Genomic DNA, 16,837 nt, shown 5'->3' on the forward strand with positions numbered 1-16,837 from the left:
ATCGGTTGGTCGAGATTGGTGGGCGTCAGGCTGAACCAATGACGGTGTGAATGAGGCGATGGTTGGTCGCCCCCCCCCAAACGCGAAACGCCCGGGCATTGCTGCCCGGGCGTCCCGCTGTCCGAGCGGCCGCTATGGCCGCGCGGGGATAAACACAGTGTGAACCTTACGAAGAATAATACATGTCGTATTCGACCGGGCTGGGCGTGGTTTCGAAATTGATCACGTCCTGCCATTTGATGTCGGCATAGGCCTCGATCTGGTCCTTGGTGAACACGTCGCCTTTCAACAGGAAGTCGTGATCGTCCTGAAGCGCGACCAGTGCTTCGCGCAACGATCCACAGACGGTCGGCACGTTGACCAGCTCGGCGGGCGGCAGGTCGTAGAGGTTCTTGTCCATCGCCTCGCCCGGATGGATCTTGTTCTGGATGCCGTCCAGGCCCGCCATCAGCAGCGCCGCATAAGCGAGATAGGGGTTGGCGAGCGCATCGGGGAAACGGAACTCGACGCGCTTCGCTTTGGTGCCCGAGCCGTAGGGAATCCGGCAGGATGCCGAACGGTTGCGGCTCGAATAGGCGAGCAGCACCGGCGCCTCGAACCCCGGAACCAGCCGCTTGTAGCTGTTGGTCGACGGGTTGGTGAAGGCATTCAGCGCGCGGGCATGCTTGATGACGCCGCCGATGAAATAGAGGCACATGTCCGACAGACCCGCATAGCCGTCGCCCGCGAACAGCGGCTTCTTGCCGTCCCAGATCGACATATGCGTGTGCATCCCCGATCCGTTATCGTCCTTGATCGGTTTGGGCATGAAGGTTGCCGACTTGCCGTAGGCGTGCGCGACCTGATGCACGACATATTTGTAGATCTGCATCCGGTCGGCGGTTTCCACGAGCGTGCCGAAGGTCAGGCCCAGTTCGTGCTGGGCGGCGGCGACTTCGTGGTGGTGCTTGTCGCACGGCAGACCCATTTCCAGCATGGTCGAGACCATTTCGGCGCGGATATCGACGGCGCTGTCGACCGGCGCAACCGGGAAATAGCCGCCCTTGGCGCGCGGACGGTGGCCCAGATTGCCGCCTTCATATTCCTTGCCCGAATTGGTCGGGAGTTCGACATCGTCGATCTGGAAATAGCTGGTGTTGTAGCCGGTTTCGAATCGCACATCGTCGAACATGAAGAATTCGGCTTCCGGCCCGACATAAATGGTGTCGCCGATGCCGGTGGTCTTCAGATAGGCCTCTGCACGCTTCGCGGTCGATCGCGGATCGCGCGCGTAAAGCTCGCCGGTCGACGGTTCGACCACGTCGCAGAACAGGATCATCATCGGCGTGGCCGAGAAGGGGTCGATGTAAACGGCGTCGAGATCGGGTTTCAGCACCATGTCCGATTCATTGATCGCCTTCCACCCCTCGATCGACGAACCGTCGAACATCAGGCCGTCGGTCAGCTGGTCTTCGTCCAGGCCCGATGCGACCATCGTCAGATGCTGCCATTTGCCCTTGGGATCGGTGAATCGCAGGTCGACCCACTCGATTTCATCGTCCTTGATCTGCTTCAGGATGGCGCCGGCGTCTTTGGCCATGAAAGGCATTCCTTTTCGTTATCGAAAGCGGCAATCGCGAATCGCGTAATTTGCTGTCGCGTCGCCGCTTGTGTTTCACATATTGCTGCGGTGCGTCAAATGGCGTCGTCGTTACGTTCGCCGGTGCGGATGCGGAGCGCGGTTTCGACCGGAATGACGAAGATCTTGCCGTCACCGATGCGGCCCGTCTGGGCGGAAGCGGCGATCGCCTCCACCGCCCGGTCGGCCAGGCCGTCCTCGACGACGACTTCCAGCTTCACCTTGGGCAGGAAATCGACGACATATTCGGCGCCGCGATACAGCTCGGTATGCCCTTTCTGGCGACCAAATCCCTTGGCCTCGGTCACGGTGATGCCGGACACGCCGACTTCGTGCAGCGCTTCCTTCACCTCGTCGAGCTTGAAGGGTTTGATGATGGCCTCGATCTTCTTCACGCGAAACTCCCCGCCTGGACGTTTGCGCCGATCATAACGACGCATGCGTCCTTCGCCACCCCGCCCTTACAAAGCGCGTGCCAGATGCAGGTTCGCGGCGACGCGGCGGTTTCGACAGCGATTTCGTCTCCAGCCTGCCCGTTTTTCGAGCATGAGCGATTAATCTGCACGCTGGCCGGGCAAGGCGCTGGCGGCGGCGCGGCGCGTTCCTATCTGAAGGGCTGCAAACGCATGGAGTGCCAAATGAACGTCCTGATGATCCTGACCTCGCACGACCGGCTGGGCGATACCGGCAAGAAGACCGGCTTCTGGCTCGAGGAGCTGGCGGCGCCCTATTATGTGCTGAAGGATGCCGGGGCAGAGATTACGCTGGCGTCGCCCGAGGGCGGTCAACCGCCGCTCGACCCCAAGAGCGCCGACGCCGACGCGCAGACCGACGATACGCGGCGTTTCGAGGCCGATACGGAAGCCAAGGCCGCGCTAGCCGATACCCGCGCGCTCGTTGAAATCGATCCCGAGCAGTTCGATGCGCTGTTCTTCCCCGGCGGGCATGGCCCCTTGTGGGATCTGGCCGAGGACGAGACGGTGCGCGCGATCATCGAGGCGATGATTCGCGATGACAAGCCGGTCGCGGCGGTCTGCCATGCGCCAGCGGTTTTTCGTCACGCGGAGACCGAGGACGGCCAGCCTTTGGTCAAAGGCCGCCAGGTCACCGGATTTACCAACAGCGAGGAGGATGCGGTCGGGCTGACCGATGTCGTGCCGTTCCTGGTCGAGGACATGCTGAAGGAGCGCGGCGGTATCTATTCCAAGACCGACGATTGGGGCGTCCATGTCCTGCGCGACGGATTGCTGATTACCGGGCAGAACCCCGCGTCGTCAGCGGAGACGGCGCGCAAGCTGCTGGAGGCGATCGGGTAATTCCCTTCCGTTACCCCGGCCATCGTGCCGGGGTTCACCGGGCGGCGCGCGGACCGTCAAGGCGTCTGCGTTGCGTAAGGGCTTGGTGGACCCCGGCACGGCGGCGGGGTGACATTGGGGTTGGCGTTCCTACTTAACGCTGATGTACCGCTTATCCCTTGCCCTGATCGCCGTTGCCGCTCCCGCTTGTTCGCAGCCTGCGCCCGACACCCCGCGCGCCGAAGTCGCGCGTGTGGAGACTCGGGGTCTCGATCCCGCGACGATGGCGAGCACCGTTGCCGCTGCGGAACGCCTGCCGCGGCTTCATTCGATGGTGATCGCGCGACATGGCCGGACGATCGCCGAACACCGGTTTCGCGGGCCGAGCCTCGACACCCCGGTCAACATCAAGTCTGCGTCGAAGACGATCCTCGCAACCCTGACCGGCATTGCCATCGAACGCGGGGTGCTGACCGGCGCGGACCAGAAGATCGCGCCGGTGCTCCGCGCAGACCTGCCCTCCAATCCCGATCCGCGGCTGGCGAACATCGATGTCGGCGACCTGCTGTCGATGCGCGCCGGGCTCGATCGCACATCGGGCGCCAATTACGGCGCCTGGGTCGCGAGCCCAAATTGGGTGCGATACGCATTGTCGCGTCCGTTCGTGGACGAACCCGGCGGGCGGATGCTCTATTCGACCGGCACCTCGCATCTGATGTCCGCCGTATTGACCCGCGCATCGGGGCGCAGCACGCACGCGCTTGCCAATGAATGGCTGGCCGAGCCGCTGGGCATCCGTATCCCCGAATGGCCACGCGACCCGCAAGGTGTGTATTTCGGTGGCAACGACATGCTGATGTCGCCCAAGGCGCTGCTGCGCTTTGGCGAAATGATCCGGCAGGGCGGCACGATCGACGGCAGGCGCATCGTCCCCGCCGACTGGATCGAGACTAGCTGGCAATCGCGCGGATCGTCGCCCTGGAGCGGCAATGGGTACGGCTATGGCTGGTTCACCAAGCAATCGGGCGGTCATGACGTTCATTTCGCCTGGGGCTATGGCGGGCAGATGCTGTTCATCGTGCCCGATCTGGCGCTGACCGTCGTGATGATTTCCGATCCCAATCCGCATCCGCGCGCCGAAAGCCATTTGCCCGAACTTCACGCGCTGCTCGACCAGGGAATCGTGCCCGCGGCGATTGCGGGGGCAGGGGCGCTTGACTAAAGCCGCGCGGCGGCTAATCCGGCGCGCACCAGGCGGGTATGATGTAATGGTAGCCTGTCAGCTTCCCATGCTGAACGCGCGGGTTCGATTCCCGCTACCCGCTCCACTTTTACGCTAAAGCCGCAGAAAACCGCCATTTAGAGGCGGAAATGCAGACATCTGATTACACGGTGGGACACATAGCGGGTCACGCCAGACTCCCAAATCGACAGACGTCCGCACCATCCACGCAATCCGCGCGGTGGTCGTGAGCATGCGTCGACAGACCTATCTTTTGCGAAAAGGTGCGCGATATCATTTTCGGCGTCGATTCTCGCCAGTTTGCGGCAACAGCCATCCTATAACGGTCGCCTTGGGTACCGCGGATCCAGAGAAGGCAAAGTGCCTCACTCGCCGCTTGGCTTCCAGGTGGGATGATTTGGTTGTGAAAGTTGAACACACTTTCGAGCGAGGCACGCTTACGATTGATGAGCAGCGAGCGTTATCTCGTCATTCGCTAGTCGATGAGCTGACCCATGCAACGCGGGGAGGTTTAAGTACGTCGGCAGATTTGGCTGTCGATAGGCGCCATCGCAAAATTTTGATTGCAGCCTACTCCGTGGCGGCAAGTCTTGAGCACAATGCCGCAGTTTTGTGCCGGGGCGATATTGAAGCTGTCATGGACAGCAGTTGGAGCGCCGCAGATAGAGCGTTGCTGATCAAGACGATCACGCTTTATGTAACGCCGATGACGGTCAGTCGTGGCGATGCAAAGGCGTTGCTCGAGGAGTTGAAGGCACCAGTCAACGCCGGCACGCTTTCCGAAGCGCGTAAGATATCGTTGGACGGGCGCATTGAGGCTCAGCGTCGTGCTGGCTTGCTGAGTCATCCGCTGTTCGCAGACCGCGATGTTCCTGCGCACTTCCTGCTAGACGATGATTTGGTGCAACAGGCACGCCGCATTGTTCCGATCGAAGCAAATGATGCTTTCACGACGCGTCCCGTGGAACAGAATTCAGCGGGGGCTATATCGGCGAATTTTGCCGGGCAGCCGTCCATTTCGAATGAACGGTCGCAAGAACTATTTGCGGTATCTACCCCCGTCCGTTTCAGCGAGCAAATTGATAACGTACTGGCGCAGACGGTTCTGAAGAATCGATACAAGCCGGACAATGGCCAACGACGCCGTATGCTCGAAACGTTCGCTTGGATTACGGGTGACAAAGCGATGAGTGACTACGAACCAAGCGACATTCAAGCCTACGTTACTGCTATGGCGAACATTCCGAAAGATTTTAGGTTCGGTAAGCTCCACAAGTTTGGAGCCATGGCCACCCCGTACGCCGATGCAATCATTCCTGCGTTTACCGCAGAAACGAAACGCAGTGACAGAACCATCAATAGGGATCTGAGTTTTTTCGGAAAGGTATCGACGACCTTATCCAAAGGCCATTGGAGATCGCGATATAACAACGGACTGGTTATGGATTTCCTGTCCGAGTGGATCAAGATCGAGGTCGACGATCAAAATCCAAGTCGTGTCCCGTGGACCCCCGATCATCTTCGAGCGATGTATTCATTGCCGCTGTGGCAGGGTGGGGGAGGCCCTCTTGCTCGGCTGAAGCCGAACCATCGGTCCGCGGTCTATCAGGATGCTGCTTATTGGCTTCCGTTATTCGGCACGTACATGGGGGTTGCGCGTGAAGAAGGTGCTGGATTCGAAATTGTCGATTTTAATTTCGACGGCAGCGTTCCGTATGTGCTTGTTCAAGCGAACATGACCCGAAGCAAAGACGGGATCAACAAGGCGGGTTTGAAGCGCAAATCCCGCAACCGGGTAATGCCACTTCACCCGGAACTGCTCCGACTGGGTCTGGAAGACTATGTTGCAGCAATGGCCGCGGAAGGTCATGATATGATTTTCCCGGAACTTTACTGCGATGGGGCAGTAGCTGGTACCGAACGCGGTCAAAAGGCGCCGTCAATCGGAGGCAGGCGCTTTTACGCAATCGCATGGTGCTTTCTGGTCGACGCTACTCATTCGGTCATGCCGCTGCCAGAAACCGCGTCAGGCAAAAAGGCCGATTTTCACTCACAGAGGACCTATAACAATTCGGTTTTGGCATCCCCGGAGGTCAGTCAATCGATCTTGGACAAGCATATGGGGCACGCACAGAAAGGCACCGGACGTCGAAATTACGATCGGCGGTCGTTGGCCTTAGGGGAGGTGGTCGAACTTCAGGAGCGGTTGGACATCATGGTGAAGCAGATGCCCAACGTGACTGCTCACATTCGAGGGACCGATACCCTTCGTCTTTTGCCATTGAAAGATCGGTCTCGTGTCGGCTCAGCACCCGGTAGGAATGCCAAGCACAAGTTTTGTGCTTAGGCCCTGTCCGCCAGCGACGGGTTATGGGCCGGTTGCTGAACGGCAGGTTCTATGCGCGGGCGTGAACAAAGCGGACGGTCGGACAGCCGAAGCGAGAGACCTGTTCCTGCTATCGCTTAACTTGCCCTCAAAACCTGCTCCGCAACGTCACGCCGTAGGTGCGCGGTTCGGCCAGATAGGCCGAGAAGGTGTTTTGAAACGCGCTGTCGAAAATCACCTGTGCATAATCGGTGTCGAGCAGGTTCTGCGCCCACAATTCGACCGCCCAGCGCTGATCGGGTCCACGTACTCCGACACGGGCATTGACCACCGTGTATCCGTCCTGAATCTTGTTGTCGCCCAGCGTCGATCCAGTGTTGTAATCGCCGGTGGTCCGCGCATTGACGAAGAACAATCCCGACAGCCCGCTCGATCCGATCGGCGGCGTCCAGCTTAGTGAACTCGTCACTGCGAATTCAGGCGCGTTGGACAGCCGTTCGCCCGGGAGTCGGCGAAGCGACGGACTTAGCGCACTGCCCTCGCCATCGCCTACCAAATTGTCGGCATAGCGGGTATCCGCATAGGTCAGCCCCAGACCAATGCTGAGATTGCGGGCGGGGCGCAGCGCGCTTTCGATTTCGATCCCTTGCGCGATGACTCCTGCGCGCACATCGCCTGGTGCACAGGCACCGGTAGCGGGGTCGGTATCGCGGTCGGCACCACCCAGATCGGTGCCACAGCCATTGATCGTCGCCACGATATAGGTGGTGCCGTCAAAGGTATTGAGCTGAAAATTGCTGAATTCCGACCGGAACCCGGCAACCGACAGGGTAAATTCCGGAATCGAATATTTGATCCCCAGTTCGTACGCGTTGACTTGTTCTGAATCGAACCGCAGCCGGGAAACATCGCTTTCCTGCCTAGTGGTATTTGGTGAACCGAGCGCACCCCGATCGAGGTTGTAGCCGCCCGCCTTATAACCGCGCGAATAGCTGCCATAGACGAGGAGGTCGGGCGTCGGCTTCCACGAAAGCACCGCAGTTCCCGTCAGTTCGCTTTCCGAAAAATCATTGGCGATGTTTAGGCCGTTGAGTTCGGTCGACGAATTACCTAGACAGCCTAGCGTCAGTATCCCGGAGCTTGCTGGTACCAGTGCTCGGATTTGCGGGCAGAAGATGTTGGAATTTTCGAAATCGGCGCTCAAATCCTTACGCTCGCGTGTGTAGCGCAATCCAACCGTCAGATCGACCGTATCTGTCATATGAACGATGTTGTGCGTGAACGCGGCCAGGCTTTCGCTTTCTTGACGATATCGGGTCCCCTCATCGCCGACATTGTTCACCTGACTGAGCAGATCCAGGGCCTGCACGGTCGGGGCCGCGTTTCCGCCCAATGCTGCGCGCCCGCCCGCCGTAAGACATCCGGGCGCCCCCGCCGAAACCAGCCCGGCGTTGATCGCAGATACGACGCGGCAGGCCGAAAACTGGCCATATTGGCTGCCGAATTTCAGCCCTGACCCCGTATTGAGAATTTCGCGCGAGAAATATCCACCGACCAGCCAATCCACACGGTCGCCGAACGCCGATCCTTGCGCGCGCAGTTCCTGCGAGAATGTATAAAACAGGCGACCTGGCCCGCCCGGCGAAATCTCCAGCAGGTCGATAAGACTATAATCAGCGTCGGCGCCTTGGGCATTGGAATATTCGCGGTAAGCCGTCAGCGATGTCAGGCTGATATCGCCGGGTGTCCAATTCACCTCAAGCGATCCGCCATAATCCTTGGTCTTGCCGCCATAGCCGCGCCCAGGAGATATCGAAATCCGGCGTTCGAAAGGATCGTCGATCGAAGGGTAGAGCGCATTATAACCACCCGGCGCGAGTTGGGCGAGAATGCCGACCAGCGAATTATTCGCAGGGTTCAGCGATGCAGAATTTCCCGGTGCGACCGCATCGGTGGCATAGACCGCTGCACAACAGGATTCGTCGCGCTCCGAATAGTCCCCGATCAAGCGTAGCGACAAATCGCTCGACGGCTCCAACAGCAACTGGCCGCGCACCAAAAACCGATCCCGCGTATTGACCCGGTCTCCAGAGGTCAGGTCGGTGTAGAAACCGTCGCGGCGTTCATACACGCCTTCCAATTTGGCGGCGATCGTGTCGCTGATTGGACCCGTGACACCGGCTTCGGCGCGGACATAATCGTAATTGCCATAGGTCGCATAACCATAGCCACGGAAACTGAATTCTGGTGCTTTAGTAATCACATGGATCAGGCCTGCCGAAGCGTTGCGACCGAACAACGTGCCCTGCGGACCGCGCAGTACCTCAACCCGTTCGACCTCGCCCAGTTCGTTCATGCCGACGCCCGTGCGCGAGCGATAAACGCCGTCCACGAATATCGCGACCGAGCTTTCGAGGCCTGCATTGTCGCCGACCGTTCCGACCCCACGGATACGGGCAGAGGTGTTGGCTTCAGAACCAGTAGAGGAAACTAGTAGCGAGGGCGCAAGCTGATTTAGCTGACGAATGTCATTCGCGCCGGAGTTGCGCAACATGGTATCGTCCACTGCAGAAATGGCGATCGGCACGTCGCTAAGGGATTCGGCCCGGCGGGTCGCCGTCACAATGATTTCTTGCGGCCCAGTCGCCTCACGCATCGTTGGCTCATCTTCCGCAACATCGGAATTTTCGATGCCAACCTGGGCCATCACTTGGGGTGCAGCCATAATCATGGCGCAAGCCGTCCCTGCACGCAGCGCGTCGCGAATTGCCCGCATTGTCATCCTCCCAGTCACCGATCTTGTGCGATGCTTCAATCTTAGGATGACGTTTTCGACGCCAGGGTCAAGACAATTTTCATACGAACTATTAGTGTTTTGATTATCTGGTATGCCGCTTGAGCATTAATGCCCCCCAAGGGGCCATTGGTGGGTGTATGTAATCTTGCGAGGCGCTAGGGTGCGCTTCTTCATCGCTAGGGCTATCCACTCACTCTATGCCGTCCTCCACCGACATATCGCGACGTGATCTCCATTCGCTGGTATGGAACGAGCCGCTGGCCGCCGTCGCCGAACGATTCGGGCTGAGCGCGAATGGTATCGCGAAGATTTGCGACCGGCTGGCCATTCCCCGCCCGCCGCGCGGTCATTGGACGCGCCCAACCACTCAGCGTGTCGAAACCGCTCCACTGCCACCGCTGCCACCTGGCGCGGACGACCGCATTGTTTTCGGTGGCGACCGAACTGCGGCACGCAGGCCGCGGTCGCGTATGTCGATCGCAGATCGGCGGACCCAGTTGCTTGATCGGGCGGCCCAGGTGGCACTCGCCGCAGGCGTGGGCGAGGTTACGTTAAAGCGGTTGGCCCGCGATGTCGGGATCAGCGAGGCGCAGGCCCATAATTGCTTTCCCGGTCGCATAGACCTGTTGCTAGATCTGGCGCGCCGAGAAATCTCGGCGGTCGAGAACAAGCGGCAATCGATCGTCACTCGCGGCACTGACCGGATCGCCAGCATCGCTATTTCTACTGCCCATTATCTACATCAGGCAGCCCAGCGCGGACCGTTGGTCCAACTACTCCTCCGCACACCGGAAATCCGCGACGGCCTTCGTGCCGAGCGTGCTCAGGCAGCGGTCAGCGCACGCGAACCGATCCTGCGCTCACTATCGGACCGGTTCGCAATGGAACGGTCCGTTGCCAATGCATCGACAGCTGCGCTGACCGCGATATGCTTTCGCGCAGGCGGCCTGATCGCATCGGGACGGGGCGACCTTGCGACCATCGAGCGGCTGTGTCTCTCGGTAGTGCTGGCAGGCGCCAGAAGTAACGAGGGTGATGCCCCCAATCGCGCCTATTGAAGCTGGGCCGCGGGACGCAGCGAATCGATACCGGCCAGCAAAAGCCGTCGGCACGTCACCGCACCGTCTGAATCTGACAACTCACCACGCCGCACCAGCCGCGCCAGCTCTTCGGGTATCGCCAACAACATCTCGACCATCAGGATCGCCTCGCGCACCGGCAAATCCAGTTCACGCCTCAGCGCCCCGGCGAGCGCGTGGAGCAGCCGCCCACGATAACGCGATGTCTTCGCTGACAAACGCACCGATCGCGGCGCATCGCGAAACACGTGATGCAGCACCGGGCCAATGGCGACGATGTGATCGTAATAGATCGCGGCTGCGGCCAGCGCACGGTCGGTCCCGCTACCTGCAGAAATCGCTTTGTCCAACCCCGCATCCCGCAGACGATCGATCGCGCGATCGACCACGGCGTCGACCAGCGCGTTTTGGTCGGAGAAATAGGCATAGACCAGCGCCCGGCTGGCTCCCATTTCCTCGGCAATTAGATTGATGGACAGCGGCAGCGCGCCCGTCTCGACAATCTGTCGCTCTGCCAGATCGATGATCTGGGCAATCCGGTCTTTCGACCGTTTGCGGCGCTGTGCGCCATCCGCCTCTTGTCCGTCCGCCATCGTCGAACTTGCTAGGCAAGCGCATCTCAGCTGGCAACCGCACAATCAGCAAACAAAAAAAGCGGCTCCGGACGAACCGGAACCGCAGATGCCTCGGAGAGGAGGTTCGTTTGACCGGGTCGAACGGGCTAGCCTGCTCCCTTGCTGAGCAAGCAAGCCAGCCCGTTCGCGCCGTCGCTATTCGGCGGCAACAACCAGTGCGCCATTGTCGTTGATGTTCATCAACTGCTCGTAGTTGCGGCGATAAAAAGCGTCCTTGGCGCCCTCATCAATATCTTCCATCGTCGCCTCGAACTTACCGATCGGGTCCTTAGTGCCCTCGGGATGGGGATAGTCACTGGAAAAAAGGAACAGCTCTGCGCCCGCGTCACGGATCATCCGCCCGACATCTTCCGATGGGAACGGCGTAAACTTCACCGCACGGCGAATATATTCCGACGGGCGCATGTCCATCGCCTGCAGATAGGGATCGGTTTTCTTGAACGACCGGTATCCACCATCGAGCTGGCGCAGCCATTCCGGCACCCACCCCGCCCCGCATTCGACCACCGCGCCGCGAAGCGTCGGGAACCGCTGAAACACCCCGTCATAGACCAGCGCGGTCAGGAACATCTGTGGCGCATAGCCCAGGCAGGGATAATCGGCGAAGCGCAGGTTTTCCCCACCGCCGTGCAGGTCGGGCGCACGCTCGCGACCATTGTCATGATAGGCTTTGGGCTGCGACAGGGTGCCGGGTCCGATGTGAAGCGTGAATGGGATATCCCGTTCGACCAGCCGCCCCCAGAATGCGTCATAAACGTTATGCCCGGGCGACCGCACATTAGCGGGCGCGTTCGAGGGCAGCAATACGGCGCCTGCACCGCGCTCCAGCGCCTTGTCGAGCGCCTCCATTGCACGATCCGGATTGTCGAGCGGGATAAACGCCACAAAAATTAGTCGTGGGTCGGCATCGCAGAAATCGGCCTGCGCATTGTTGAGCGCCTCCGCCGCCTTGTACAGCGTGTCTTCGTCCTTCGCGCGACGGACTAGGCCTAGGCCGAATGTCGGAAACACGAGTTGCGACCCAAAGCCCAGCCAGTCGAGAGCATTCACACGCTCTTCGGTATCGAACGCACCATAACCGGCCCAGCCCTTGGCCCCGGAAATGATGTTTTCGCGCGCCTCGGCGTCCAGCGTAGGATCCGCCTTGCGGGCCTTTGACTTGTCGATGATCGACAGGATGCGCTTGCCGACCTCCGCATCGCCGTACAGAGCGCCCAGCGATTCACGCATGTCGTCGTCAAGATAGGGTGCCAGCCACTCGCCGGTTTCCATCGTGTGACTGTCGGCATCGTGGATGATGCGGCCATTGGCATAGGTCATATCCAAGCTCCTCAGTTTATATGGTGCGTTTGTCAGATAGACATATACGTAACAGGACTACGTGGAGTCAATTTCTTAAAACCTAGTGTGCGGCATCGAAGGGCACATAATGGAAACATGATGGTTTGTTGGTCAGGTTCTGTTGGCACCCTGTGGCGCGAGCAGTTCAATGGCGTGCCCGTCGGGATCGCGGACAAAGGCGACACGGGCCGCTCCGAAATCGACAGGCTTCATGCGACTGACCCCGCCAGCGTGGATCACCGCGTCATGAACGCCATCGACCGCATCGACGATGAACCCGATCGGGCCGTTGGCATTGCCGTGGGACAGGTCGCGTCCATCTTTCCTCTGACACAGGACCAGGCTGCCGCCATTTCCATCCGCGGGACGGAGAATACATTCGTCGAACTCAGGTGTCGCCACATGTTGCCCCGTAAACAGGCCGAAAGCGCGCGAATAGAATGCCGAGGATCGATCGAGATCGGCGACGAATATCTTAACGAAGGACAAGGCGGAACCAGGCATAACATCTCTCCGGTATCAGTGGATCTTACGGGGCCGCGACGGACGTCAGGCGTCCTCCGTGGCGACGGTAGCGTATCGACGATCGGCATAGATCAATGCCGGTCGTGCAAGGCCCAGAACGACGCGATCGACGTGGCAGGCCAGAATGCTGTGCGTGCCAAAGGGCTCGACAAGAGCGATCCGGCAATCGAGCCGCGCAAGTGCGCTGGTCAGCATCGGCCCATATCCGGGATTGTCCTGCCACTCCGCGCCATCGAACCGCGCCTCCCGGCGATAACCGAGTGCGCCTGAAAAGCGCGCCGCCATTCCCGCCTGACCCTTGCCAAGCATGTTAACCGACAGCGCCCCGGCAGCGCGCAACGCATCATGCGACGCTGCCGAGCGGTTGACGCACAGCACGATCGACAAAGGATCGAGGCTGAGCGAGCAAATGGCCGTCATTGTCATGCCGTGACGCTGGCCTGCATAGGCGGTGGTGACGATATGCACCGTCGCCGCGAGCCGGGCCATCGCCTCGCGAAATGCAGGATCATGCACCGGGACGATCGCATCGGCGATGGCCTGTCCCTCAGATCGCCCGGTCATGTCCGCTCCAGTAACCCGCGCGTACCTGCCCACGAAGGACCTTGCCGGCTTCGGAAACCGGCACCTCGTTCACAAAGTCGATGCGGCGCGGCAATTTGTATCGGGCCAGCGACCGGCTCGCGAAATCGATCAGCTCGGCGGCCAACGTGTCCGACGGTCGATAACCGGCGGAAAGCGCGATCACACCGCGCACCTCCTCGCCCCATTCCTCATTCGGCACACCGATGGTCGCACTTTGCCGCACGGCAGGATGAACCAGGAATATATGGTCGATTTCCTGCGGATAGATGTTCACGCCGCCGGAGATGATCGTTTCCGCCGATCGTCCGGTCAAAAACAGGAACCCGTCGCTATCGACATATCCCAGATCGCCAACGGTGAAATATTCGCGCGCGAAAACATCGGCATTCTTCTCGGGCGCGTTGAAATACTCGACGCTCTGCCCGGCCGGAACGCGAAAGCATATTCGGCCCACCTCGCCTGGACCGCATGGGGTGTCCGTATCATCAAGTATTACGGTGCCGCCCCCCGGCGGCACGCGACCGACGCTTCCCGGCTTTTCCAGCCAGTCCTGCGACCGGATTCCAATATTCGGGCTGGCTTCGGTCGCGCCGTAATATTCGAACAGGACCGGCCCCCACCATTCGATCATTGCGCGCTTCACCTCGACGGGCGTCGGCGCAGCGCCGTGGGTGATCAGTCGCACGCTGGATGTATCGGCGCGCGCACGCACGTCGTTCGGCAGGGCAAGCAGTCGCTGGAACATCGTCGCGACCATATGGCTATGGGTCACGCGATGCTGTTCGATCAGCGCCAGCGCCTGCGCGGGATTGAATTTCTCCATCATCAGGATGGTCACGCCCGATGCCAGCGGAAAAGCGATGTCGAAACTCAACGGCCCAGCATGATAGGCTGGGCCGCACAACAGCACCACGTCGCCATCGCGATAGCCGCTGATCGTCCCTTCGCGCTGGGGGAGCATCTTCCAGCTTGTCGTGCGCAGTACGCCCTTTGGCTGCCCCGTCGTGCCCGATGTATACAACATAGTGCGCCCCAGCACCGGCGCATGCGGATCGCTGCCATCTCCTTGCCCGATGGCGTCCGCATAATCCTCGAACCCGTCGATCGTGCCGCCGACGGCCAGCCTGCAACCGACATTGGTCGAATCGCATTCACCTACAAGCGCACCAAGATCATGCTGAACGATCCAGGCATCGGCTTTGCAATCCGTCAGAATATAGGCGACTTCGGCCGGCGACAAATGCCAGTTTACCGGCGTAAAACGAAGCCCGCCGCGTTGGCAGGCAAGATAGGCTTCGATAAATTGTGGTACATTGCCAAGCACAACCGCGACAGCCGATCCCGGCGCCAGACCAGCGTGGCGCAGTCGCCTCAATAGGCGGTTCGCATTGGCATTTAGTTCAGAAAAACTGCGGTTTCCACGACGTGATAGTATCGCCGGACGGTGGGGATGTCGGCCTGCCCAATGGGAAAACAACATGCCCTGGGCGGCAAGCGCGCCATAGTCCACACTCACCGATTCGGGATCGATCGCCGGATCATTTACGCGCTTATCGGCCGTGCTGGCTTCGGTCACCGTCCCATACCCTCACCCTGATGGTTCCGTGTCGGAACCGTGTTGATATACGCACCATTAATGTCTAGCGTCCACTTTGCAAATCGGCGGTGACCGGCTTCGGTCACGTGGATTAGGCAGCGCAGGACCGGTCAACGGGTCGCGATTTAGTCATGCCGGATCAGGTGTCCGAAGCGAGAGAGGGAAGAACGTGAAGCAACCCGAAGACGCAGTTGTTTCCGCCGTCGCTGCCGCACGGTCATCGGCGTTACCGCCGCTCACGCGCGCGACGCGCCTAGCCTATGGCACCGGTGCGGTTGCGAACGGGGTCAAGAATGTCGCTTTTTCTGCTTATTTGATGTTCTATTTCAATCAGGTGCTGGGAGTATCAGCTGCGGTCGTGTCAACTGCCATTGCGTTGACCTTGCTGATCGACGCCGTATTCGATCCCTTTCTTGGCCGCTGGTCCGACCATTTCCGCAGCCGCTGGGGGCGTCGTCACCCTTTCATCTACGGATCGATTCTACCGACCGCCGTGTTCTTCGCGCTAGTCTGGTTCCCCCCTTCCGGTTTCAGCGATATGCAATCGGGCATCTGGATTTTCGTGACCGCGATGTTGACGCGGGTGGCGATCAGCACGTTCGAGATCACGACGCAGGCAATGACTGCCGAACTGACGGATGACTATACCGAGCGTACAAAGCTGTTTTCGCTGCGCTACTGGTTCCTCTACGTTGGCCAATATGGCTTCAGCGCTTTCTGCCTGCTGGTCTTTTTCGCGGCGACGCCCGAATATCCGCGAGGCCAGCTCAATCCGGATAGCTATACCGGCTTCGCACTGCTCGGGTCTGCACTGATCCTTGTGTCCATGCTGGTCTGTGGGCTGGGCACGCACAAGCGCATCCCCTACCTGCGACAAGCTGAGAAGCGAGCCACCCGCGCAACGGCAGGGGTGCATCTGCGCGAGATGTTTGGCGCGATCCGGAACCGTGCTTTTCTCGCGATCTTCGGCTTCGGCGTGCTCAAATTCACGGCCATCGGGCTGTTCGCGGCGACGGCGCTGTTCTTTCAGACGTATCTGTTCGGCTTTGGTGCAAAGGAACTTGCGCTGCTGACGGTCGATAGCCTGTTGGCAGCGACCATTGCCGCCCCTCTTGCCCCGAAAGTGTCCAACTGGCTTGGCAAGCGTGCCAGTTCGATGATCTTTGCCATTGCGGGCGTCAGTGTCAGTCTTTCCCCGCTCATCCTTTCCTATTTCGGACTTTTTCTGACGGCTGGCGATCCCATGCTGTTACCAGTGATGTTCATAATCGGTGCACTAAACGGCGCCCTAATCGCGATTTCGCTCATCAACACATCGTCCATGCTCGCTGACGTGGTTGAGGACAATGCGGTCCGCACCGGACGGCACGAAGCCGGCATCTTCTTCGCCGCCGCCAGCTTCATGCAGCAATGCTCGACAGCGCTCGGGCTGATGATGAGCGGCGTGATCCTAACCTGGGCCGAATTCCCGGCACGCGCCGCCCAAGGTGAGGTCACCCCCGAAATGATGCAAAGTTTGCTTGCACATTATATTCCGACCTCTGCCTCCTTATGGCTTATCGGCTGTGCAATTCTGCTTTTTTATCCGATCACCCGCCAGAGCCACGAGGCCAACGTGGCGCGATTGAAGGCACGCGAAGCAGAGGCAAGGGCGCGTGAAGCCGACAATGCTGCAACTGGCGCGCCTGCACGTTGAGCGAATGATCGCTTTTGTTGTCACCCGCCGAGCAACCGAATGGCGACAATTCGGGCGCTTTGCCGACCGGCCGATCACGCTGACACCGGCCTGACGGCTC

General features: G+C 59.9%; 13 protein-coding genes and 1 tRNA gene. 6 read left to right on the top strand and 8 right to left on the bottom strand.

The genetic code is table 11. From position 1 onward, the window contains the following. Nucleotides 1–166 precede the first annotated feature (166 nt). Entirely contained in the window at nt 167–1,579 is a 1,413-nt protein-coding gene (glnA, locus tag ACX0GZ_RS12990) for a type I glutamate--ammonia ligase (RefSeq protein ID WP_458817103.1), read from the bottom strand. 95 nt (nt 1,580–1,674) lie between these two features. Beyond that, nucleotides 1,675–2,013, bottom strand: coding sequence for a P-II family nitrogen regulator (locus ACX0GZ_RS12995; protein WP_458817105.1), 339 nt, complete (start codon nt 2,011–2,013; stop codon nt 1,675–1,677). A 243-nt stretch (nt 2,014–2,256) separates the two neighbouring features. Here ACX0GZ_RS12995 and ACX0GZ_RS13000 point away from each other — a divergent pair, with 243 nt between their 5' ends. The 4 genes from ACX0GZ_RS13000 to ACX0GZ_RS13015 all read left to right on the top strand — a co-directional run bounded on the left by ACX0GZ_RS13000 (nt 2,257) and on the right by ACX0GZ_RS13015 (nt 6,503). Then, nucleotides 2,257–2,934, top strand: coding sequence for a type 1 glutamine amidotransferase domain-containing protein (locus ACX0GZ_RS13000; RefSeq protein ID WP_458817107.1), 678 nt, complete (start codon nt 2,257–2,259; stop codon nt 2,932–2,934). Nucleotides 2,935–3,076: 142 nt separating this feature from the next. Beyond that, the gene (locus ACX0GZ_RS13005) at nt 3,077–4,135 is read left to right on the top strand and encodes a serine hydrolase domain-containing protein (RefSeq protein WP_458817109.1); all 1,059 of its coding nucleotides are present in this window, start codon (nt 3,077–3,079) and stop codon (nt 4,133–4,135) included. A 32-nt stretch (nt 4,136–4,167) separates the two neighbouring features. After that, nucleotides 4,168–4,241: transfer RNA gene (locus ACX0GZ_RS13010), tRNA-Gly, on the top strand. A 318-nt stretch (nt 4,242–4,559) separates the two neighbouring features. Continuing rightward, on the top strand, nt 4,560–6,503 hold the full coding sequence (locus tag ACX0GZ_RS13015; protein ID WP_458817111.1) for a site-specific integrase: 1,944 nt from the start codon (nt 4,560–4,562) through the stop codon (nt 6,501–6,503). 127 nt (nt 6,504–6,630) lie between these two features. Here ACX0GZ_RS13015 and ACX0GZ_RS13020 read toward each other — a convergent pair whose 3' ends face one another. Further along, nucleotides 6,631–9,138 carry a TonB-dependent receptor gene (locus ACX0GZ_RS13020; RefSeq protein WP_458817113.1) on the bottom strand — a complete coding sequence of 836 codons (2,508 nt, stop codon included), beginning with the start codon at nt 9,136–9,138 and terminating at the stop codon, nt 6,631–6,633. A 611-nt stretch (nt 9,139–9,749) separates the two neighbouring features. Here ACX0GZ_RS13020 and ACX0GZ_RS13025 point away from each other — a divergent pair. Continuing rightward, nucleotides 9,750–10,337 carry a TetR/AcrR family transcriptional regulator gene (locus ACX0GZ_RS13025; RefSeq protein ID WP_458817115.1) on the top strand — a complete coding sequence of 196 codons (588 nt, stop codon included), beginning with the start codon at nt 9,750–9,752 and terminating at the stop codon, nt 10,335–10,337. Here ACX0GZ_RS13025 and ACX0GZ_RS13030 read toward each other — a convergent pair. The 5 genes from ACX0GZ_RS13030 to ACX0GZ_RS13050 all read right to left on the bottom strand — a co-directional run bounded on the left by ACX0GZ_RS13030 (nt 10,331) and on the right by ACX0GZ_RS13050 (nt 14,924). Continuing rightward, nucleotides 10,331–10,951 (bottom strand): TetR/AcrR family transcriptional regulator, encoded by a 621-nt coding sequence (locus tag ACX0GZ_RS13030; RefSeq protein ID WP_458817117.1) that lies wholly within the window; start codon nt 10,949–10,951, stop codon nt 10,331–10,333. The two genes, ACX0GZ_RS13025 and ACX0GZ_RS13030, sit on opposite strands and share 7 nt — an antisense overlap. A 177-nt stretch (nt 10,952–11,128) precedes the next feature. Further along, nucleotides 11,129–12,313, bottom strand: coding sequence for an amidohydrolase family protein (locus ACX0GZ_RS13035; RefSeq protein WP_458817119.1), 1,185 nt, complete (start codon nt 12,311–12,313; stop codon nt 11,129–11,131). Nucleotides 12,314–12,445: 132 nt separating this feature from the next. Next, complete coding sequence (locus ACX0GZ_RS13040) at nt 12,446–12,838, bottom strand: VOC family protein (protein ID WP_458817121.1); 393 nt, start codon at nt 12,836–12,838, stop codon at nt 12,446–12,448. Nucleotides 12,839–12,883: 45 nt separating this feature from the next. Beyond that, entirely contained in the window at nt 12,884–13,423 is a 540-nt protein-coding gene (locus ACX0GZ_RS13045) for a flavin reductase family protein (protein ID WP_458817123.1), read from the bottom strand. Beyond that, nucleotides 13,407–14,924: an AMP-binding protein gene (locus tag ACX0GZ_RS13050; protein WP_458817137.1), complete on the bottom strand. Its 1,518-nt coding sequence runs from the start codon at nt 14,922–14,924 to the stop codon at nt 13,407–13,409. The genes ACX0GZ_RS13045 and ACX0GZ_RS13050 overlap by 17 nt, the downstream gene beginning before the upstream one ends. Before the next feature lie 286 nt (nt 14,925–15,210). On the opposite strand from ACX0GZ_RS13050, the gene ACX0GZ_RS13055 reads away from it, so the two are divergent. Beyond that, nucleotides 15,211–16,737 (top strand): MFS transporter, encoded by a 1,527-nt coding sequence (locus ACX0GZ_RS13055; protein ID WP_458817124.1) that lies wholly within the window; start codon nt 15,211–15,213, stop codon nt 16,735–16,737. Nucleotides 16,738–16,837: the final 100 nt, after the last annotated feature.

The sequence above is a fragment of the Sphingomonas aestuarii genome (assembly GCF_054457155.1).